Source organism: Saccharopolyspora soli, from assembly GCF_022678645.1.
GTDB classification, from domain to species: Bacteria; Actinomycetota; Actinomycetes; order Mycobacteriales; family Pseudonocardiaceae; genus Saccharopolyspora; species Saccharopolyspora soli.
The window spans coordinates 80198-100484 of sequence record NZ_JALBWV010000028.1; the positions used below are offsets into that span (position 1 = coordinate 80198).

Below are 20287 nucleotides of genomic sequence, written 5' to 3' on the forward strand. Positions count from 1 at the left end.
GGCGCTAGGTCGGCGCCAGATCGTAGTTCTGGTCGGACAGTGACGCCGTCGACGTGGCGAGCGCGCGTTGTTGTGCCCGTGCGATGAGGTCTTGATGGTGATGGCTCCAGAGCACGCCAGCCATCGCCGCCCGCAGCAACGCGTGGCCCGCGTCGGTGAGTTCGTAGGTGACGGAGCGGGGCCACACGCCCAGTTCTTCGGTTCGGTGAACGAGTCCGTCGCGTTCGAGTCGTTGCAAGGTGTGATGCAGGATGCTGCTGTGGATGTGCCTCGTCCGGCCCGACCAGCCGTCGACTGCGGTGGAGGTGCGGATGGCCTCGCGTAGTTCGGTGTACCGGCGAGGGCCGCTGGAGAGCGCGTGGAGGACATCGGGGTTCCAGTGTCCGCTGGCGACCATGTGGGAGAAGTTCAGCAGATGCTGGAGGCAGTCATCGCTGCTGAGCGCGCGCAGAGGATTCTCTGAGGCAGGGTCGTGCACTACGCGTGCGTGTGGGGCGGTTGGTGGTGGGGTTCCGAGGCGGCTGGCGCGGGTTCGGGTTTGATCCCGGCCGTTTCGTTTGGCGGTTTGCAGCGCGGCGTCTGCGGCCAAGACCAGCGCTGCGAGACCAACGTCCTTGTCAGGCGGAGCCGAGGTCACTCCAATGGAGACGGACATCCCGGTAAGGAGGACTTGGCTACCGGTGGTCGCGGTGGCGGTGATGGCCAGCTCGCGGATCTGACGCCGGATGTCCTCCGCTATCTGGATCGCGCGCTCGATGTCAGTGCGGGACAGCAGCACAAGGAATTCGTCGCCACCATGGCCGCCGTAGCGACCCATGAGCGCCCGATCGGGTGCGAGGATTCTGCGAAGCGTGTCGGCGACGCCGGCGAGGACAGCGTCGCCGGTGAGGTGTCCCCAGGTGTCGTTGACTGCTTTGAAGCGGTCCAGGTCGGCCAGCAGCAGCGCCACTGGCTCGCCGATGCTGCGAGACTGATCCAGCAGGTGGCAGGCATGGGCGTCCCAACTCCATCGGTCGGGGAGCCCGGTGAGCTTGTCGACCATGTCCGAGGTAGCCAGTGGGCGGTTCATTGCACACCACCTTCCACGGTGCGGATCGCCGCGATCGGTCCGTGGTGCGGAAGGCGAGGTCGTTCCTGGGGGCCGGGCCAGGTGTGGAGTCGAACGGCGGCGTGGCGGGCGGCTTGGTGAAGGTCGCAGGTTCGGGGATCGTGGTGTCGTCGGGCGCCGTCGCTGAGTACGCGTGCGCCGTCGGGCTCGTCGGGAAGTACCAGCGCCAGCGGCATGCCCAGAAGCCCGGCGACGAAGTGAGCTGAACGGTCGGTTGCGGCGCACGCGGCGATGCCCAATCGGTCTGGGGCCACAGCGTCGCGCAGTGTTCGCGCTATCGGGAGGGCGGCGTGGATGTGGCGGAGGCTGGTGCGCACGGTCAACAGCACCAGATCGGATCCGGCGATCAGCGGCCACGGTGTGCCGGGAGTGTATCGGCCCGCGTCGATGAGCACGTCGGGTCCGCTGTCGCGGGAGAGGTCCCGTGCGGCGGTGGCGATGCGCCGCCACCCGTCGTCGCCGACGGCAGTGGCCTGTGCCGGATCGGCGACTCCGGCGAGTAGACGAACATGCCTGGTGTGGGGAACGGTGTGCACGTGACCAAAGAATCCTTCTGCGGGCACGGAAACCAACTGGCGGGTGGCGTGGCAGAAGCTGACCACACCGCGATCGGTCTGGATCTGGCCGCCTGCGGACCACGGGCCGAGCCACCCTGGCACGAGGTCGCCACCGGAAGGGTCGGCATCGACCACCAACACGGGCCCTGGCCAGGTCGTGGCCAGTGCGGCGATCGTGGTGGTCACGCCGGGCGAGTCCTTCGCGGAAAGCATTGTGAGTACGGGCATCGTTGTCTCCGGGGTTGTGGTGTCGAGGAAGGAGAAGATCGTTCGAACGGTTGCTTCAGTCCGATGTGGTCGGATCAGGGTCGGGGCTCGTAGCGCGGTATTCCAGGTCTGACTGTGTTGACATCGTCGTGGGCTGGCTAGGACCAGGCGGTGGGACGAAGTACACCGGGGCTCGCGCCTCAGCGCTGGGAATTGAGCCGGAGTTGCCGAGGCCGACGAGCAGTGCCGCGACCGGGGACATCGACCTGAAAAGCGCGCATTCACATCACGGCAGCTGCGATTCCGGGCACGGGATCTCCCTGCGGCGGCGCACGGGCATGCAAGCGCGTAGGCGAGTTGTCCGTCGCTTTCTGTGGTCCCGAAGGTCTCGGCGAAGGCTGTGGTGAGTTGGTCGTCGAGTCCAGGTTCGCTGCTGGTGGTGGAGGGAGCGCACGGCCGCTGGGGGGCAGTGGCAGCCGTGCGCTCCGGCTCCAGTAGCGGCGGCGGCGCGGTGTCCACCGCCGGTGGATCAGACGACTCCTCGCGCTCGAACGGTCCTGCCGTAGTCCTCTCCCGACATTGATGACGGCGCTGTCCGCCCTCGCGGTTGGTCGCCTGGGTACGTACGACGGCAGCATCGCGAAATCCGTTGCGCTGCCCTGGGTTTGTCCTTGACGCAGTCACGATGCGGCTCCTTCCCCGACCTTGTCGGTGGGTCCGTTCTTCACAAGTGCGTTGCTCTACGGTTTTCGGCGTGCACTGGCCTGAAGGCGGATGACGGCGCGCGATGAGCGGTGGCCAGGCCCGACGTTGAAGGACATGGGGTTCCTCACCGCGGTGCCCGGAGGGCTCGGTGCGCAACTTCAGGGAGGCCGACTCGGTGTGGGATGCCCAGTTCGCGGGCGTGGATCCGTGTGTGCGGAGCGAGACGGAGAGGGGGTGCCGCTTCCGCCAGCGTGCCCATATGAGATTTGTCGTTGCGGCGGGGCCGCAGTGCACTCCGGTCAGTGCGGTAATGCGGTGCGGGGATGGTTCATCGGCACCTCCGGTGTGACGCTGGATCGGCTTCTGCGTTGTTTTCTGGCCTGCCCCGAAGGGCTCCCCCGTGTGGTGGGCCAGGTCCCAGACCATGTGCCCAGCGACCGGTTTTCGCCGGTCGCGACGCCAGATGGCGGCCGCACAGCCCCCGTCTGACATGCCCTCCTCGCGGGCTACGACCGACTCCCCGAGAGTCGCTGCGTCCACGAGACCAGCACGATTTTGGGGTTAACTGGTGTGCGTCCTCACGTTACGATTGCCGCACACTAGTGAATGATGCTCGTCCGTTTGGCCGTTGTCAACACGGATATGCGCAGGTCATGCTGATCAAACGCACACCAGTGGCGGGGGTGGAGATGAGTGAGGACTACGACTACGAGCGGCACGCCGCGCAACGGCTCGCCGAGAAGATCAATAAATTGTTCGAGGCGGTACATCCGCCGGACCGTGGCCCCTACAGCAACAACGAGGTTGAGGACTTCCTCCTGAAGACCAAGGACCAGGGGCCTACAATCTCGGCGAACTACCTGCGCTATCTCCGACGCGCGGAGCGAACGAACCCCGGCGCCCAGCAGTTGCGCGCCATCGCTCGTTTTTTCGATGTGGATCCCGGTTATTTGTTGACCGAGGACGAGAAGACCCAGCAGACGCATGAGCAGTTGCACAAACTGGCGTTGCTGCGCAACGCCACGGTGCACGGGATCGCCACCAGGGCGGCGTCCCTGGATCCCGCGACCCAGGAGTGGCTGTTGCAGATGGTGGACACGATGCCCTCCCGCGATGCCGGGGCTCGCGCCGAGGACAACAGCGGCGCCGACGAGCAGTGATCGAAGGGCGGCCGGGATGCCACGGACGTTCGCCGAGACGTTGTCCTTCGTGCTGCACTACCACGCAGACAACGTTGAGGACCTCGCCGCGCGCTTGCGGCACCTCGGCCTGCTCGGTGCCACGGCTGAGTGGGTGGACGAGGTCGCCGCCGGTGCGGCGTTCCCGTCCGAGGCGGAACAGCGTGCGTTGACACGGGCATTGCGGGTGCCCACGGAGTACTTCGCTGACCCACGGACCACCGCGCTCGTGGACGCAGTCCTGGTGTTGGCCGCAGCACTGCGGGAACGGAATCTGCAGCTCGTCGGGCCCTGCCGGTCCATGTCGGCATCTGTTCAGAACTACCTCGCCTTGTACTCTACGTTACTGTTGGGAACGTCTGTCAACTCACAGTGACTGGGGGGACATGACTGACTACGACGCGATGCACCAACGCTGCCGCGAGATCCTCGCGCAGTTGGATGTCCATCCGCCTGTCCCGCTGCGGACGCTCGTGGACGCGGTCGCCCGAGCACACGGGCGACCGATCACCTTGGTCCCAGCGGATCTTCCGGTGGACGCACCGTTCGGCGCGACCGGCACCGACGAGGTCGGCGACGTCGTGGTGTACCAACGCAACACCACCGCCAGCCACCAGTTGGTCATCGTGTTGCACGAACTCGCGCACATCCTCGCCCGGCACCCCAGGAAAACGATCCAGCCCTCGGTCACCGACGTGCGTGAGGACCTGAACATGCTGCCCGAATCGATGCTGCACCTCGTGCTCGGAACCGGCCCAGCCGGAACCACACCCGTCAGCGACGAACTCCAGCACGCCCGCACCGGCCTGCTCGATGAGCTTCGCGCCTCCGCCGAAGCCTCGACGAGCAGCGAGGCCCTGTCGGTTCGCCCGCAGCAGGTAACCAGGTCGCTGTACGACGACATCGCCGAGTGGGAGGCCGAAACGATGGGCACGATCATGCTGTCCTGGCTGACCGACAAGTCGGTCTACCCGGTCTCGCCCACGGACGCTCGGCTGCGACACACCCTGGGGGACATCTGATGGAACCAGGCGGACTCCTGCGGGTCGGGCTGATCGTGGCCCTGCTCGCTGCGTGGCTGCTCTACCGCTGGTACCGACGCTCGGTGACCGCCGGAACGTGGGCGCTGGTCTTGGTGGTCGGGGCGAACCTCGCCTCCAGCATCATCCGCCGCGGCGCCGATCCCGGCGGCCCGTGGGAGACCGTTGATCCGCGGCTGATCGTGCTGGTCACCAACATCCTGATCGTGGCCAGCCTCATCGGGCTGGTCCTGTTCCGCCTCTACATCGAGGGCTACACCGAACCGGCCGCCATCCGGCGCCGCCTGCGGCGTCCCCTCGCCGTCGCAGCGGTGGCCACGGCGGTGTTCTGCGCCTGCACGGCATGGGCATATGCCATCGGCGACCCGATGGAGATGTACAACACGCCCGACATCAGCGCACCCGCCGGAATTTTCGCCGTGACAGGCCGGCTGTACATGACCTGGGTCTTCGGTGAGACCGGGATCTGGGCGATCCGCTGGCTGCGCCACACCATGCTGATCACCAAGATCGGGCTGGTCCTCGTCGCCGCGGGATCGCTGATCCTCGCGCTCAGCACCGCCATCGACTCCGCCGCGGCCGTGGTTTCCCTGCTCGGTTACCGCGTGCCCGACACGCACGATTACGTCGCGGCCTCCGACACGCTCGGCGCCATCGGCCTGGTGGCAGGCATCCTGCTGCCCGTCCTGCTCGGCCGTATCCAAGCAGGCGTGGTGTGGGTGCGCGCCTGGTGGCTGCACCGGCAACTGGCGCCCTTGTGGAACGCCGTGCGAGCGTTGTACCCCGAACTAGTGCTCAACCTTCCAGCCCAGCGCGGCGTCGGGTCCGCGGACATGCGGCGTTTCCAGGCGCGCCGTCGGCAGACCGAATGCGCCGACGGACTCGCCCGCCTGGCAGGCGCACCACCACACACCGAACTCGCCACCGAACTCGCCGCCCTCAGCCGCGAGTACTACCCGGCGATGGTCGCTGACCAGCGCCCAGACGACACCGAAACCCTCACCACCGTGATGACCGACGACGCACGCCAACTCGTCCGACTCTCCCGAGCCGTGGCTCGCCAACTCGACGTGCCCACCGACCCGCAGAAAGGAGACCAAGGATGACCGACACCCTTCTCACCGCCGACCAAGTCCTGCCAGGCCCCGCTGGCCAGGCCATCGCTGACGGAGGTGTCCTCGTACACGACGGCGCCATCACCGCGGTCGGGCCCGCCGACGAACTGCAGCACGCCGATGCCGAGATTCGACGGTTCCCCGGCGCAACGATCCTGCCCGGACTCATCGACAGCCACGTCCACCTGGTCCTCGACGCCGGAGCCGATCAGCAAGACATCATCCGCCGATTCGGCGAGCGTGACGACGAGCTGCTGCTGGAGGACATGCACACCCGCGCCGCCGCCGCCCAACGAGCCGGGATCACCACCCTGCGCGACGTCGGCGACAGCCGCGGCCTCGTCGCCCGACTCCGCGACGCCGACACCACAACCCGCCGCCTACCGCGGCTGCTGACAGCCGGTACGCCGCTGACCATCCCCGGCGGCGACGCGAGCTTCTTCGGCGGCGCCCTCGACACCGGCGACCTGAGAAACGCAGTCAGCGAGCGCGCCGAGGCCGGCGTCGACTTCATCAGCCTGATGGCCTCCGGAGGCCACCTCAGCCCACACGACGCCCCCGCCCCCTACGAATCACAGTTCAACCGCGAGGAGATCGAGACCGTCGTCACCGCAGCCCACGACGCGGGCCTACCGGTGACCGCCCACGCCCACGCAGCACACGCCATCCTGGACGCCGTCGCCGCCGGCGTCGACATGATCGAACACGCCACCTTCACCACCGGCCCCCACGAAATCAACTACGACGACAAGTGCGCCCGGGAGATGGCCGAGCGCGGCATCGCCGTCTGCACCACCGCCAGCCTCAACTGGCGACGCATCGTCGCCCAGATAGGCGCCGACCGCGCACATGCTCTCTTCTACGGCAAACTCAGCTGGCTCCACGAAGCAGGAGTCCCACAGGTCCCCGGAAGCCGCGCGGGAACCGCCAATTCCCAAAGCAACGACCTCGTCTCCGCACTCGAAGCCTACGAATGGGCAGGAGTACCCCGCGAAGTCGTCCTCGACTACGCCACCACCGGCGCCGCCCACGCCCTCAGCCTCGCCACCACAACAGGAACACTCACCCCAGACCTGGCCGCCGACATACTCATCGTCGACGGCGACCCACGCGACGATCTCGGCGCACTACGCCGAGTACAAGCCGTCATGCAGAACGGCCAGTGGCGGTAGCGTCACCTCCGACTGAGAAAATCGGCCCGCAGCCGTCGGCTGGTCCAGCAGGTATGTCGGTCTGGGCTCAGCCGCGCCGCCGCCGTGCTGGACTCCTCACCTAGCGCACTTGCTCTGTCCTTACTGGACACTCGACGTAATCTTCGAACAACTCCTCGGTCTCTTCATGACGCCACTTCCAAAACTCCCGCTCCTCGGCGTGTCAAGTTCCTCGTCAGCCCTGTAGGGATGCCAGCTGGCGATGTGTAAATCGACTTCTAACAGCAAGGCCGCCAAAGTGCTGCACGCCTCTTCCAGTGCGGCGCGGCTGTAGACGTGCTGCTCGACCGCTGCTTCGGCAGGCTCGGAGCTTCCCTCGGTCGCCTGGTTGAAGAACGACCCGAGGTCGAGGGACTGCCGTCGAGGGTGGATCTTCGACCCGAAGGACCGGAACAGGAAGTCGGGTAGGCAGCGCAGAAAGGCGTCACAGAAGTCGTCACCGGTGAGGGCATCGGGCACTGGTCCGGCCAGGGTGAAGGACGGCGGGCCTCTAGACCATTGCTGATGTTCGGGCGTCAGCCGACGCCAGTGCCGAGGGCGATCACGCTGGACGATGAGGGTCCACTGCCCAGCCTCCAGGGCAGTCTTGGCCATTTTCAGTGCCGGTGGCATCGCGCCGCGCTTCGCACTCGGCCGCTTCTTCTACCAGCGGCGCGCCGAGGAGAGCACAGACCATGCGTAGTTCGGGTGCCGTTGGGATTGCTGACGAGAGGTGGGTCGCTCCTGCGCATAAGCGACCCGCCCCTCGCCGGTTGAGCGTCCTAGCCCAAGTCGAGCTTCCCGGACTTGATCGTTAAGGTGAACGCCTGCCAGTCGTGGATGTTGAAGGCCAGCACGGGGCTACTCTCACCCAGCTTGCTGTCGCGCACCAGCCTGTGGCCGGGCAGAAAGGCCGCCTCGACGCACTGCGCGTTACCTGCGCTGTAGCTGCTCTTGAACCACTGTGCGCCCGAGTGATCGGGCACCTTGTTTCCCATCGGGATTGTCCTTTCCCATGTTGCTACCCCAGCTGCTCCGCCGCTTCCGAAATGAAGTCGCGAGACTCCACCGGACCCAGCGCGGCGGCCTGCAGCCGACCCCACAAGCTAGCGTAGGAGGACACGGCGGCCTTGTCGTCGAGGTAACGAGCGTCATCGTGCGCCTCGACGTAGACGAACTCCAGCGGGGCGGTGATGCCAGGTGCCGGGATGTTCAACATGGTGAAGCGGTAGACGATCCTTCCGGCGTAGGTCTTGGCGTTGAAGGGCAGGACTTGGATTTGCACGTTGTGCAAGCGTGCAACGTCCGCGAGGTAGCGCAGTTGCTCGCGCATCACGTCGGTGTCGCCGACGAGGCGACGCAGGCAGGACTCGGACAGGATGAACGACACCTCGGGCGGATCGTCCCTGGTGAAGATCGCTTGCCGCTCCTTGCGAGCTTTGACGCTGCTTTCGACGTCGTCGTCCGGTCCGATTGGCTGCCCATCATCGTGTAGCGCGCGGATGTAGCTCTCCGTCTGGAGCAACCCTGGAATGATCTCGACTTCTGCCGACCGCATGGTCGCGGCGTCGCGTTCCAGATCCACGAACATCCGGAACCATTCGGGGTAGACGGCGCGGTAGCCGGCCCACCGGCCACGTTGGTTCTGCCCGCGTGCGAGGTTGAGCAGGATCTCGGTGTGCTCCGGCGTCGCGCCGTAGAGCTCGGTGAGCAGCTTGACGTCACCGGCCTGGATGTTGTTCTGGGCCAGTTCGATTCGACTGATCTTGCTGACCCTGCAGCCGAGGTGCTTCGCCGCCTGGTCCGTCTCCACTCCCGCTTCTTCTCGCAGGCGCTTGAGCTCGTTGGATAGGAGCAACCGGCGCACGGTTGGGGTCGTTGCCATCTGACGCTGCCTCCGAGGGTCGGGCGGATCGCCGATCAGTATCGATCACCGACCCCTCACACGAGATCACCTAGTCGGGGTATTTGAATATAGGATTCCTACATTTACAGTTTCCATCACTGTCATTCGAATGAACAGGAATCCTATGTTGAGTCCATGCTACCGCGGTTGCCAAGGCTCGATCGACCGCCTACCGGGCCGGGCGGAGTGCCGTACCGCGCCGCCCACAGACCGCCTAATGGGCAGGATCAGAAACCCCCCGACCTCGACTTGCCCACCGGGCACCCCACACGACGGCACTCAGACCAGGTTCCGGCCCACGCGGCGAACGTGCGGCAACGGATGTCGCATCGACGGCGCTCTCGACCGCCGCGTGACCAGCCCGGTGTGAGGCGAGCGCTAGGTGGGCTGTGTCCGCATCGCGTACCCCCGCGATGAGCCCGCCTGCCCGCACCCGCCGGTCCGCACGACCAAGGTGTCCAGCCGCTGAGGTCGTGCGGGCCGGCCCACATACCGAGATCGAGGTAAACCGACAATGGCCAACCATGCGCGCACCAACCCGCTGCTGAATCTCCTGGCTCGCTTGGGTTGGCAGCGCAACCCTGACCTCTGGACAGTGCGTTGTCACGATCAGCGCGGGCGACGAGCGCACCTCACCATCCATATGGCCACTGAGGGGATCGGGCTTACTTCCTCCTCGCCGGGCCCCTGGGTGTTGACGCCGTTGGAAGTCGGGCGCCTTCGTTCGGCACTGCGCGACGCCCTGTTCAGCTTCGATCGACTCGCCGGTTCTGAGAATGGTGGATTCGAGATTGATTCCAGGTCCACGGAATTTCCATCGCCACAGCCATTAGGCGTTCCGCTTCTACGCCAGCGAGTCGAGTTCGGACTGGTCAACCTGCCACCGGTTGACGAGATCGCTTCCCGTGTTGCCCAAACGCAGTCGCCTGAACTGGAGGTCAAGCGTGACCATCACGATGACAAGTCACACCACCAACTCAGTGGTGGAACGTCCGTCGCTGCGCGACCTTGCCGACGCTCGGACTCACTACGAGGAACAGTTCGGCTGGCCGGTCGCCATGAAGGTTGAACAGGAACTGGCCGGCCGCGCATGGACCTTCCTTACCCAACCCAACGCTGCAATGCCTGTGCTCTCGTCCACACTGGACCGGCTAAAGGTTCACCCAGTTCCCCGCAGAGCTCTCCTGCTCCGAACCGACAACGAAGCGTGGATCGAGTCTCCGCAGCCTCGGCACCCATTGCTTCTATGGTTCCAGATGGCCAGGGAGCCATGGACTTCAGGCACGGACGCTGACTTCTGCGGGGGCCGAGCAGCAAGTGATGGCAACGCGTTACCGCGCACTGGACGTGTGGACGGTGTGCTGTGACCGCCCCGGACGGGCACATATCAGGTGCGGTTTCGGTGAGCATGACTGCCGCTCTTCGTGACTGGGACTTGCTACCGGAGCTGCGGACGTGGGTTGCCGAGATCGTGATTGCGGAGGGCCTTAAAGACGACGCCACGTCTGAGGCACGCGCGGAGGCGCGGCTTTGGCTGGCCGAACTCATGGACGTGGTCGCTGCGGCTGGCCAGCCTAGGCGTGGCCGCGTCTTCGTTTCGGGGTGTTTGCCATGAAAGCAAGCGAGGTCGTTGGACTGCTGGTGTTCGTGTTGATCATCACCGTCGAGCTTCTGTACGCGGCGTACGAGTTGTGGTGGTCATGGCGTTCTAAAAGATCGCGCAGGGAGCGATTGCGGTGGTGCCGGTGTTCTGGGTATTCGTGATCGCTGCTGCGGCGCTCGTCGGCGGTGTTTTTGTCGGGTTGGCGTGGTCGTTTCGGGACCCGCGCGGGCAGCACTCCGCTTATCTTCCTGCGTTCTCCGCGTTTGCCGTCATTGATCGTGTCCGCAGGACTGACGACGCGGAGGAAGAGCCGGACTGGCCGGATTTGGACTACATGCTGGATGATCCTAAAACGCAACGGATATACCCAATTCACTCCGTGAGTTCCCCCGCGAGTTTTACGAATGATGATCCGGCTGTCTTTTGTTTCGACTTGGGGGTGGCGTCTGTTCCTGGTGAAACTGGCGTCGAATTGACAGGTCCCGTACTTCCATCGGGCTTGCCGCCGGTCCCCGACGCCCGGCAAGCCCGATGGATCCCAGCCATGCCCGCACCGCGAACAGGCAGGCACGCGCTCCATGCGTCGGGCAGACATGCCCTTCGCGAGCGTTGGGCGAGTTGACCGCTGTGGTTTAAACACTGAATTTTGGGGAGGACTGATGACTAAAACTGACTCAGTGTCACGCTCTGATGAGATTCCGCCGAAACGGGAGCCCAGTGAACCGGAAATAGCTGCGGTGCGGTATGCGGAGCAGGGGTGGTCGGTGTTGCCGGGTTCGGCGTTCAACGGTCGGCGGTACGTGGTGCCGGGAACCGTGAAAGTCACCGACGGGGTGCGGCCGATCGTGGCCCGCAACCTCGCCACCACCGACCCCGAGCAGGCCGCCCGGTGGTGGCAGGTGGCGGACGATCGCTTGGTGCCGACCGTGCTGCTGCGCTCGGGACCATCGTTCGGGTTCGTGTCCGTGGCGGCGAACTTGGCCAAGCTCGTGTTGCGGACCGAGGTGTGGCAGTCCGAGCCGGGCCCGGTGCTCTACCGGGAAGATCTGGTACGAGCCCATTTCCTGGTGGACTCGCACGAGTTGTCGGTGTCCGGCCACCAGCCTGGCGAGGTGGTGGAGCTGGCGCGGGGTGAGTGGGTGGCGGCGCCGCCGTCGCGGACCTTCGGCGGCGATGTCGTGTGGTGGGTCGCACCGGAAACCGTGGAGTGGTGCCCGGTGAATGCGTCTGTACTGGGAGCGGCGCTGACCGTGGCCTGTCGGGATCGGGACACCGATGCGGCGTTGCGTGGTCTGTGGAAAGCGGTGGGGGCGGATGCCCAGGCTTGATCCGTTCGCTGCGGAGGAGTTGTTGCTGTGGTTCGTGGAACGCGACTTCGCCCGCCACGTCATCGGCCCGCCCGGCGACCCACGTGTCATCGTGTTGTTCCACTGCTGGGCCGACCACGACTACATCGACGTCGCCCACGTCCGAGGAGAAGTCCGCACCGAGGTCGCACGAGTCGTGAACAACACGGTAGGGACCGTGTACCAGCCTCGCTGGGTGGTGTGGCACTACTGGGGCGGCATCGTGGATGCCCTGGAAGCGTTGCGGAATCTTCCCGACCCAGGCCACCCCAACGCCCCCACCCGCCCCTACCAACCGCCCCGCGACCTTCCCGACCCGGAACCCGGTGCGGCGCTGTGGATCACGCACCACGAAACCGAACACGTCCGCATCCGCCTTCCGCAGCTGAGATTCTGACCGCTTCCGGCGCCCAGACATCCCGAACAAGGAAAGGGGGAATGTTATGTGACAGCACAGGTGCACACGGCACAATCATCCCCTCCCAGTCACGCGATGTGCCGCCGTGCGCACCGAACCGAACACAGCCAACACGACGCGCCCGACCCCACCAAAGGCACGGCTGGGGCCGGGCCGCGTCACCTCGGGGATCAAGCCCGAGAGGTCGTGATCGCGAAGACGTTTAATGCGGGTTTCGTACGCCGTGAGGTGGTCGACACGGTTCGTTTACGGTCAGGCAGTTAGCAGTTATCTAGCGGTCCACATTGAACAGTGTCATCGACTGCATGATGGCGCCCGTTGGACCCGGCGATCAAAACGGTGTCGGAGGATTGGCAGGGCGGAGCATTCAGGTCACACACCCAAGCGGCCGTGCCGCTTGGTGCCAACGGTCGAGACGACGACACCGGGCAGGTTCTACAGGTGCCGCACACCCGTGAGAACGTGGTGCAGCACTAGCGGATTGCGTCCACGCATCGCGCGACGCGATCGGCCGCCCGCACCGCTGGTGGCACCACGAAGCTCCGGGGCGATTCGTTCACCAGGTCGTCGGCAAGACCACCGCACATCATGAACCATGTCGCCGCCAAGGGTCGACGCCGCTGCCGCCCTTAGCTTCGATTCGCTCAGCCAAACTAAATTGTGATCCACGACACACTCCTGGTGTCGGCATCCCGATATTGGAGCAGCGAGCCATCACCCGGCCTCAGCCACTCGACGCGTGCTGAAGCAAGACCCGAGAGCCGTCCAGCGCAACTCCCCCAGTCGGTTCCTGGCGGGGGTACAAGATGCCCGGCGTTGCATTGCCGTTTTGCGGCCCGAGCACGCGGAAGTGCTTGCCAGTGCAATTTATCTGTTGGCAATAGGGGGAACGTGCTATCCCGGGGAATCCTAGGTCGCTACGATGCGAACCACGCGGTGGTGCCCGGCGACGAGCCCCGGGGGTGACTATGGCGAGCCCGATGGGCCCTGTCCATGGCACTTCGCTGCCATTGGTACGCGCTCTGACGCGTGTTCCTGCCCTGCGAGAATTGGGCGACCGAAATATCGTGGTCGAGATGTTGTCCGATGTACTCGGAGACACGCTTCCCGTCGCCGAGGATCCTAAGACGCTCCAGCATTTGTGGAGCATCGTGGAGGTTTGCCAGCGACGCCCGAACGGGCTGGGCAGCCTGCTGCATGTGCTCGACTCTGTTGAGCCGGGCTGCCGACAGATGGACGACGTTCGTGAGCTCATCAATCAGATGACGGCGCTGGAGATGTGGCCTCACGAAGAACGTGATCGACTCTTCGCTCTTCTCGCTGGCGTAGTAATCCCGGACATTGCGGACATTTACCGTTCGGTTGGCGGGTCATCCGCTCCCCCTGTCCCGTTCGATGCGGCTAACTACGTCTATTTTCGGGCGTTGGAGACGCTGAACGCGGGCACCGATGGGTTGCCGAAGGCGCTGGTGTTTGTGGAGCGCTTGGCCGATCGGGTTCGCGCGGATCTCGCCGTGGAATTGCGCCGATGGGCGGACCGACAGGCAGACCGAATGGAGCTGGCGTCGGAACTGCATGCCGCACGCGAGTTCGGGAGGAGCTCGGTCCAGTTGACGCCTGAGTCTCGCGCGCTGGCGTACTTGATCATGCAGATGCAGTTGGAGGGACCGTCGGGGGGACGGTATCGGCTGTCTCACTGGAAGCAGTTGGACCTCACCGACGGCTGGCACCCCGAACGCGGCCGTGACGTTGTCGGCGGTGTCGAAAAAGTTCGGCGTACGGTTGCGGCGTTGATTGAGGAGACGGAAAGCGAATGGGCACGCTACGAACCCGATTTTCGGCTCGAGTTCGTGCTGACTGGTGAGCTTCTCAACTTGGATGTGGACCAGTGGCAGTGGGAGACGGAGACGACGGTGCCAGAACCGCTGGGGTGTCGCTTCCCAGTCTCTGTCCGGTCACTGGACCGCATGAGGGCGTGGAAATGGCATCGCTGGTGGCTGAGCCGGTGGAAAGAGCTCGGTGCGCAGTTGGACAACAGTGGAGCGATCCCGACGAAAGCTAATCGTTGGAACGTCCAGAATGGACAGCCTGACGACCTGGTTCCGCTGCTCGCGCGTGATCCGAGTCTTCTCTCCATGGTACTGAGTGAGCCACCGAGTCCAGGAAGCGTCGGCGCACGGGAAGCGGAGATCGGGTTGAAATGGGGAGTTCCGGTAATCGTGTGGCATCGCCTGGACTGTGATGCCGATGATTTCGCCGTTGCCGCACAGGAGTTGCTGCATGGAGCGGATGGGAACAGCGTGTTAGAACGGGCGAGGTTGATTCGGGCGAACGCTGTCGCTGCGGGCCCTCGCTCGAATCATGTCGGGAGGAGTCTCAGCGTTCTGTGGGACGATCCGGAGCGGATTGTTTCCCCTCTGCACGTCGGGCCGCCGGAGGGGTGAGCCATGACGTTGACCAGTGGTGAGCTCGCTGCTCTAGACGCTCAGGATTGGCGCATCTATCGAGGTACGGGACGTCCGTCAGGCTCTCCGGTGGAGTCGTTTCCTGCACCGCCGCCGTGGAGAAGGTTTGATGGAGTGGGGTTTGCCAGCAGGCCAGATGACGACGAGGCTGAGACGACACGTCGGATTGGGCGCATAGATCAGCGACCGCGGCGGCCACATCCGCGTGAAGTCGAAATGGTCAACGCTGCCCTTTACCTGAGACGGCCGCTGCTGGTCACAGGGCGGCCGGGCATTGGGAAGTCCAGCCTCGCGTACTTGATTGCCAGGGAGTTGGGGCTCGGACGGGTGTTGCGTTGGCCGATCACGAGTCGGACAGAGTTGAAGGCTGGCCTCTATCACTACGATGCGATTGGTCGGGTGCAAGATGCCGGGACGCATCGTGGCGCCGACGAACTACCGGACATTGGGGAATTCATCCACCTCGGGCCTCTGGGTACCGCACTCTTGCCCTACCGATTGCCTAGGGTTCTGCTTATCGACGAGTTGGACAAGAGCGATCTCGACCTGCCTAATGATCTGCTGAACGTCTTCGAGGACGGCGAGTACGAAATACCTGAGCTGGTGCGGCTGGCCAAGCGTCAGTCTGAGGTCAAAGTGCTGACCAGCGACAAGGGCGGGTCCGCAGTCATCGTGGGCGGTGTAGTGCGCTGCCATGCCTTTCCGATCGTGATCATCACGAGCAACGGTGAGCGGGAGTTCCCTCCGGCCTTCCTGCGCCGCTGTCTGCGACTGCATATCGAGCCGCCGACTGTCGACCAACTCGGTGCTTTGGTGGCGGCACAGTTCGGAGATACCGATCGGGTGGATGTCGCGCGACTGATCGGTGAATTCATGGAGCGCAGCGAGGAAGTGGGTGGCCTGGCCTCGGATCAATTGCTCAACGCTGTGCACCTCGCTACGGAGATAGCAACGTCGGGTGCCTATACGACCGACGAGGAGTGGACCGATCTGCTGACGGCAATTTGGCATTCTTTGTCTCCGGAGTCGGGATGAACGATTTCACCGCGGGGTCGGCGGCCGACCGTGCAGAGTCGGCGGACAAGACACGGCTCGACGCTGACCGTGACCGGTTGGGCATGGAGGACCTCACCCTGCTGGAGGTTCGCGATGTGCTGTGGCTCGCGCGGTGCATAGGGACCAGTCAGCGAGCCGATCGGGAGGAGCAGGACGTTCCGGTTGATGCGGGTCCTGCGGGTACCGGAGATGCCGGCGCCGAACCGTCAGGCGACACAGCCTCGAAAAGCGCGGAGAAGTCCAGCCCGCAGACGGGAGAGAACTGGGTTACCGGCGGGAAGAGACACGTGTATTCGATGAACGTCGACCAGGACGCGCACGAGACGACCGCCGCACTAGCCTCGCCAACCCTCCCAGCCCTGTCCAACGCTCGTCGCCTTGCACAGGCACTACGACCGTTCACCATGACCTCGCCATCGCCATGGCGGACGCTGCTCGACGAGGAGGCCACGGCGATGCGTGCGGCGGAAGACGGGTTGTGGCTGCCGCAGTGGCAACCGGCCCCCTGGCACCGATTCGATGTCGCATTGGTCGTTGACACCGGGCCATCCATGGAAGTGTGGCGCAGCGTTGTTGGCGAACTCCGCGAATTACTCTCAACGCTCGGGGCGTTCCGAGATGTCCGCACCTACTTCATGGATTTCTCCCGCCCGCTCGTCGATCAACTCATGCTGAAGCCCGAGGGGCGCGCTGACGTACTACGACACTGGCGAGAGCTCGTCGATCCTACTGGACGTCGTCTCGTGCTCGTCGTGACCGACGCTATCGGCGCGGGCTGGCACAGCGGGGCTGCAAGTCAACTGCTGGCGAGGTGGGCGCATTCGATGCCACTGGCTGTGGTGCAGACACTGGCGCAGAGGTTGTGGCATTGGAGTGCCTTGTCGCCCCGACGCGTCGAGCTGTCGGCTCCGGTTCCTGGGGCGCCGAACCGGCAGCTGCGTGTCAGGGCCGCCGGAGCGCAATGGTTCGGAGGTGCGGGACAGAGTCGAGGAACAGTGGTTCCGGTACTCGCGCTCACTCCGGAATGGTTCGCCGGCTGGGCGAAGCTGGTCGCGCAACCCGCGAACGCTTGGGTGGAAACAACGGCGGTCATCACTCATCCGTTGGACAGCGTCTCGGCAGAATTCGCTGAACCATCAGACCTGCCGGAAGACGACGGAACCGCCCGCGATCAAGTTCTGCGTTTCCGGACGGTCGCGTCAGCAGAGGCGTTCCAACTGGCGGGCTTACTGGCCGCCGCACCGCTAACTCTGCCGGCGATGCGCGAGGTGCAGCGTGTATTGCTGCCTAATTCGGACATTTCCGCTCTTGCTGAAGTTCTCCTCGGTGGACTGCTCCGGCGCCTTCCGGTCTCGGCGTTCCCGTCTGCCGCCACTACACCGGCCTTTGAGTTCCATGACGGCGTGCGCGAGGAATTGCTCGCGGGAGGGCGTCGGTCGGACACCGTGCGCGTTGCGCGCCTGATGGGTGATTACGGACGGAACGTAGCCGTATTGCGTAACTTCCGGGAGGCCGTCGACAATCCCGAGAGCGCGGAATATCCGGAGGCGACTGCTGAAAATCTTCCATATCTGCGGGTGCAAGAGGCGCTTTTCCGTGCGTTGTCCGGCCGCCACGCGGCTCGGGCGAAGCGGATCAACCGTGAGCTCCATCGCCTGATCGAGGTGTCTGAGGGAACGTCGAGGCGTGTTGATGGCACGACCACTGAAGTGCCTCTAGATTCCGAAACGATCCACAGTTCCGGATCATCCACCGATCAAGCTTCCGAACAGGACCACGCCGTGACCACGACCGAACCGTTGCCGCAAATGCAAGAGCCGCAGTTCCAGACCGCAGGAGGGAACGTGACTGCACCGGGGTTCTCCCATACCGTGGACGGTAGTGAACGGGGGGCACAGCCACGCGTGTGGGGGCAAATTCCGCTGCGGAATCCCGATTTCGTCGGGCGGGAGACCCTACTCGAGCAATTGCGATCCCAACTCGACAAGCCGGGCGCTGCGGCCGCTGTGCTGCCGGAGACGTTGCATGGGATGGGCGGGGTGGGCAAGACTCAGACCGTCACGGAGTACATCTATCGCCACGCCCGCGAATACGATGTGATCTGGTGGGTGTCAGCAGAGTATCCTGCACAAATCCGGGCCAGCTTCGTCGAATTGGCGGCGAAATTGGGTGTGGCGGCGACGGAAAATGCGGAGACGGCCGTTCCGAGTGTGCTGGAGGCATTGCGCATGGGCGAGCCCTTTAGACGCTGGTTGCTGGTGTTCGATAATGCTGACCGGCCTGACGTGGTGCGACCGTTCCTTCCGACTGGGCCTGGGCATGTCATCGTGACGTCTCGGAACTCCCAGTGGTCCGGGGTGGCTCGAACGATCGAGGTCGACTTGTTCACCCGTGAGGAGAGCGAAGAGCTCCTCCGGCGGCGAGATGGTTCGATTGAGATTTCCGATGCCCAGAAGCTGGCCGAAGCGCTGGGGGACCTGCCGTTGGCGATCGAGCAGGCGGCGGCCTGGCGTTCGCAAACCGGCATGCCGGTCACGGAGTACCTTCAGCTACTTGACGAGAACCGCACCGAACTCCTGGAGGCTGGTGCTTCTGGCGACTACGATCTGCCGGTCGCCGCGGCCTGGAACGTGGCGCTTTCCCGGCTACGTTCCGAACATCCGGCCGCGCTGGAGTTGCTGCGAGTTTGTTCGTTCTTCGGTCCGACAGCCATCAACCGGGAGGTGTTCACCAGGGCGCGGTCGGTGCCCGTTCCGGACTCTTTGCGTGAGGCCCTCGCCGATCCGATCAAGTTCAACCGCGCCATCCGGGAGATCAGTCGCTACAGTCTCGCCAAGATCGATCACAGGTCCAACACCCTGCAACTGCATCGCCTGGTGCAGGCGGTGTTGCGGAACCAGGTGGACGAAGCGGAGCAGGAAGGCATGCGCCACGTCGTGCACCTGTTGCTGGCTGGAGGTGATCCGGGCGATCCCGCGATACCAGCGAATTGGGGCCGCTACGACGACTTGCTCTCGCATGTGACCGCCTCCTTGGCCATCCGCTGCGACGACGAATGGGTCCAGCGCCTGATCACGAATTTGCTTCGGTACCTCTTGAATATCGGTGACTACGATGGCGCGAGAGAGCTCTCCGGACAACGATGGCAAGCGTTGCGGGAGAAACTCGGGGAGTCCCATTTGGACACTTTGGAGACCGCTCGGCAGCACGGCGTCGCGCTTCGTCGATCCGGGCATCTGCAGCAGGCGTTCGAGCTGAATGAGCGGACGTACCGGATGCTCGCACAGTCGGTCAGCGAGGACAGTGAGCGGATGCTGACGATGTCCGATGTGATCGCCACTGATCTGCGGGCGCAGGGTCAGTTCGGCAAGGAACGCGACATGCGGCAGAAGGTCTACCAGAGGGCGCGAGAGATCTTTGGGGAGGACGATCCGGATACCTTGCGGTATGCGCACAACCTCTCAGGGGCTCTGCGGCTTCTCGGCGAGTTTTTCAAGGCGAAGGAGCTCGACGAGGACATCTGGCAGCGCAAGACGGTCGTGCTGGGCGCCGAACATGCGGTGACCGCAGCGTCATTGAACGCCTTTGCGATCGACCTGCGGGAATGCGGGCAATACGCCGAGGCGAGCCGGATCCAAGAAGAGGCATTGGCCAGGCAGCGGGCCCTGTTTGGTGACGACCGCGCCGTCACCTACGGAGCGGGTCGGAGCCTTGCGGTGGCCAAACTCCGGATGGGAGAAGCAGAAGCAGCCAGGGACCTCTTGGAGGAGTGGTACGAACGGACCCGGCGCCGTGTTGGTGAAGTACACGAAGATACCGCGACTGTCCTGCTGAACCTGTCAACCAGCCACCGAATGCTGGGGAATCTGACCAAGGCACTTGAACTCGGTCAACGCAGCATGGAGCACTTGACACAGACACACGGCAGTGAACACCCCTTCACGCTGATAGCGGCGACGAACGTCGCGGTCGTGCACCGGCTTCGAGGCCACGCCGACAGTGCGCGTGAACTCAATGAACGAGTGTTGTCCGCCTTCCACACCACATTCACCCGCGATCACCCGTTCGCCTTGACTACGGCGACCAATCTCGCCAGTGATCTCGCGGCGCTGGGCGAGTCGACCAAGGCGCGCGAACTCGACGCGGACACGCACGAACGCTCAACCCGCGTGCTCGGACCCGAACATCCGACGACACTGATTGTCGCGCTCAATCTCTCGCTTGACTTGAGTCAGCTGGGTCGCGTCGATGATGCGGCTATCTTGCACACCAAGACGTTGCGGAGCTTGCGCGCCGTCCTTGGCGACGACCACCCCATTTCCGTGGCTGCGACCGAACCCGTCAGGGTAGATGTCGATACAGACACCATGCAGCTCTAGCTCGTCCACCCTTC

At 64.4% G+C, this 20287-nt stretch carries 16 protein-coding genes; 11 read left to right on the forward strand and 5 right to left on the reverse strand.

The genetic code is table 11. From position 1 onward, the window contains the following. Positions 1-4 precede the first annotated feature (4 nt). Both MOQ72_RS21875 and MOQ72_RS21880 read right to left on the reverse strand, forming a co-directional pair. On the reverse strand, positions 5-1069 hold the full coding sequence (locus MOQ72_RS21875; RefSeq protein WP_242186138.1) for a diguanylate cyclase: 1065 nt from the start codon (positions 1067-1069) through the stop codon (positions 5-7). Beyond that, positions 1066-1893: a CpaE/TadZ family protein gene (locus MOQ72_RS21880; protein WP_242186140.1), complete on the reverse strand. Its 828-nt coding sequence runs from the start codon at positions 1891-1893 to the stop codon at positions 1066-1068. Before MOQ72_RS21880 ends, MOQ72_RS21875 begins: the two co-directional genes overlap by 4 nt. Positions 1894-3266: 1373 nt before the next feature. On the opposite strand from MOQ72_RS21880, the gene MOQ72_RS21885 reads away from it, so the two are divergent. The 5 genes from MOQ72_RS21885 to MOQ72_RS21905 are packed head-to-tail and all read left to right on the forward strand — an operon-like array spanning position 3267 to position 7082. Then, entirely contained in the window at positions 3267-3737 is a 471-nt protein-coding gene (locus MOQ72_RS21885) for an XRE family transcriptional regulator (RefSeq protein WP_242186142.1), read from the forward strand. A 16-nt stretch (positions 3738-3753) separates the two neighbouring features. Beyond that, positions 3754-4131, forward strand: a complete 378-nt coding sequence (locus MOQ72_RS21890; RefSeq protein WP_242186144.1) for a hypothetical protein — start codon at positions 3754-3756, stop codon at positions 4129-4131. A gap of 10 nt (positions 4132-4141) precedes the next feature. Next, a complete protein-coding gene (locus MOQ72_RS21895; RefSeq protein ID WP_242186146.1) occupies positions 4142-4777 on the forward strand; it encodes a hypothetical protein in 636 nt (211 codons plus the stop codon). Further along, a complete protein-coding gene (locus tag MOQ72_RS21900; RefSeq protein ID WP_242186148.1) occupies positions 4777-5901 on the forward strand; it encodes a DUF6545 domain-containing protein in 1125 nt (374 codons plus the stop codon). The genes MOQ72_RS21895 and MOQ72_RS21900 overlap by 1 nt, the downstream gene beginning before the upstream one ends. Next, positions 5898-7082, forward strand: a complete 1185-nt coding sequence (locus MOQ72_RS21905) for an amidohydrolase family protein (protein WP_242186150.1) — start codon at positions 5898-5900, stop codon at positions 7080-7082. The genes MOQ72_RS21900 and MOQ72_RS21905 overlap by 4 nt, the downstream gene beginning before the upstream one ends. A 120-nt stretch (positions 7083-7202) precedes the next feature. Here the strand turns inward: MOQ72_RS21905 and MOQ72_RS21910 are convergent, their stop codons facing one another. From MOQ72_RS21910 to MOQ72_RS21920, 3 genes are all read right to left on the reverse strand, one after another. After that, positions 7203-7733: a hypothetical protein gene (locus tag MOQ72_RS21910; RefSeq protein WP_242186155.1), complete on the reverse strand. Its 531-nt coding sequence runs from the start codon at positions 7731-7733 to the stop codon at positions 7203-7205. A 149-nt stretch (positions 7734-7882) separates the two neighbouring features. Continuing rightward, entirely contained in the window at positions 7883-8098 is a 216-nt protein-coding gene (locus MOQ72_RS21915; protein WP_242186164.1) for a DUF397 domain-containing protein, read from the reverse strand. A gap of 23 nt (positions 8099-8121) precedes the next feature. Next, complete coding sequence (locus MOQ72_RS21920; RefSeq protein ID WP_242186167.1) at positions 8122-8985, reverse strand: helix-turn-helix domain-containing protein; 864 nt, start codon at positions 8983-8985, stop codon at positions 8122-8124. A gap of 965 nt (positions 8986-9950) precedes the next feature. Here MOQ72_RS21920 and MOQ72_RS21925 point away from each other — a divergent pair. From MOQ72_RS21925 to fxsT, 6 genes are all read left to right on the forward strand, one after another. Continuing rightward, positions 9951-10373, forward strand: coding sequence for a hypothetical protein (locus MOQ72_RS21925; RefSeq protein ID WP_242186169.1), 423 nt, complete (start codon positions 9951-9953; stop codon positions 10371-10373). Positions 10374-11286: 913 nt separating this feature from the next. Further along, entirely contained in the window at positions 11287-11937 is a 651-nt protein-coding gene (locus MOQ72_RS21930; RefSeq protein WP_242186180.1) for a bifunctional DNA primase/polymerase, read from the forward strand. Continuing rightward, entirely contained in the window at positions 11924-12352 is a 429-nt protein-coding gene (locus tag MOQ72_RS21935) for a hypothetical protein (RefSeq protein ID WP_242186183.1), read from the forward strand. The genes MOQ72_RS21930 and MOQ72_RS21935 overlap by 14 nt, the downstream gene beginning before the upstream one ends. Positions 12353-13353: 1001 nt before the next feature. Further along, positions 13354-14817 carry a VMAP-C domain-containing protein gene (locus MOQ72_RS21940; protein ID WP_277954454.1) on the forward strand — a complete coding sequence of 488 codons (1464 nt, stop codon included), beginning with the start codon at positions 13354-13356 and terminating at the stop codon, positions 14815-14817. A 237-nt stretch (positions 14818-15054) separates the two neighbouring features. Continuing rightward, positions 15055-15873, forward strand: a complete 819-nt coding sequence (locus tag MOQ72_RS21945; protein ID WP_308197927.1) for an AAA family ATPase — start codon at positions 15055-15057, stop codon at positions 15871-15873. Next, positions 15870-20273, forward strand: a complete 4404-nt coding sequence (fxsT, locus tag MOQ72_RS21950; protein ID WP_242186196.1) for an FxSxx-COOH system tetratricopeptide repeat protein — start codon at positions 15870-15872, stop codon at positions 20271-20273. The genes MOQ72_RS21945 and fxsT overlap by 4 nt, the downstream gene beginning before the upstream one ends. Positions 20274-20287: the final 14 nt, after the last annotated feature.

Excerpts from the sequence above, each read along its gene's own strand:
- MOQ72_RS21875 (WP_242186138.1), bottom strand. The coding sequence starts at position 1,069 with ATGAACCGCCCACTGGCTACCTCGGACATGGTCGACAAGCTCACCGGG.
- MOQ72_RS21880 (WP_242186140.1), bottom strand. The coding sequence starts at position 1,893 with ATGCCCGTACTCACAATGCTTTCCGCGAAGGACTCGCCCGGCGTGACC.
- MOQ72_RS21885 (WP_242186142.1), top strand. The coding sequence starts at position 3,267 with ATGAGTGAGGACTACGACTACGAGCGGCACGCCGCGCAACGGCTCGCC.
- MOQ72_RS21890 (WP_242186144.1), top strand. The coding sequence starts at position 3,754 with ATGCCACGGACGTTCGCCGAGACGTTGTCCTTCGTGCTGCACTACCAC.
- MOQ72_RS21895 (WP_242186146.1), top strand. The coding sequence starts at position 4,142 with ATGACTGACTACGACGCGATGCACCAACGCTGCCGCGAGATCCTCGCG.
- MOQ72_RS21900 (WP_242186148.1), top strand. The coding sequence starts at position 4,777 with ATGGAACCAGGCGGACTCCTGCGGGTCGGGCTGATCGTGGCCCTGCTC.
- MOQ72_RS21905 (WP_242186150.1), top strand. The coding sequence starts at position 5,898 with ATGACCGACACCCTTCTCACCGCCGACCAAGTCCTGCCAGGCCCCGCT.
- MOQ72_RS21910 (WP_242186155.1), bottom strand. The coding sequence starts at position 7,733 with ATGCCACCGGCACTGAAAATGGCCAAGACTGCCCTGGAGGCTGGGCAG.
- MOQ72_RS21915 (WP_242186164.1), bottom strand. The coding sequence starts at position 8,098 with ATGGGAAACAAGGTGCCCGATCACTCGGGCGCACAGTGGTTCAAGAGC.
- MOQ72_RS21920 (WP_242186167.1), bottom strand. The coding sequence starts at position 8,985 with ATGGCAACGACCCCAACCGTGCGCCGGTTGCTCCTATCCAACGAGCTC.
- MOQ72_RS21935 (WP_242186183.1), top strand. The coding sequence starts at position 11,924 with ATGCCCAGGCTTGATCCGTTCGCTGCGGAGGAGTTGTTGCTGTGGTTC.
- MOQ72_RS21940 (WP_277954454.1), top strand. The coding sequence starts at position 13,354 with ATGGGCCCTGTCCATGGCACTTCGCTGCCATTGGTACGCGCTCTGACG.
- MOQ72_RS21945 (WP_308197927.1), top strand. The coding sequence starts at position 15,055 with ATGGTCAACGCTGCCCTTTACCTGAGACGGCCGCTGCTGGTCACAGGG.
- fxsT (WP_242186196.1), top strand. The coding sequence starts at position 15,870 with ATGAACGATTTCACCGCGGGGTCGGCGGCCGACCGTGCAGAGTCGGCG.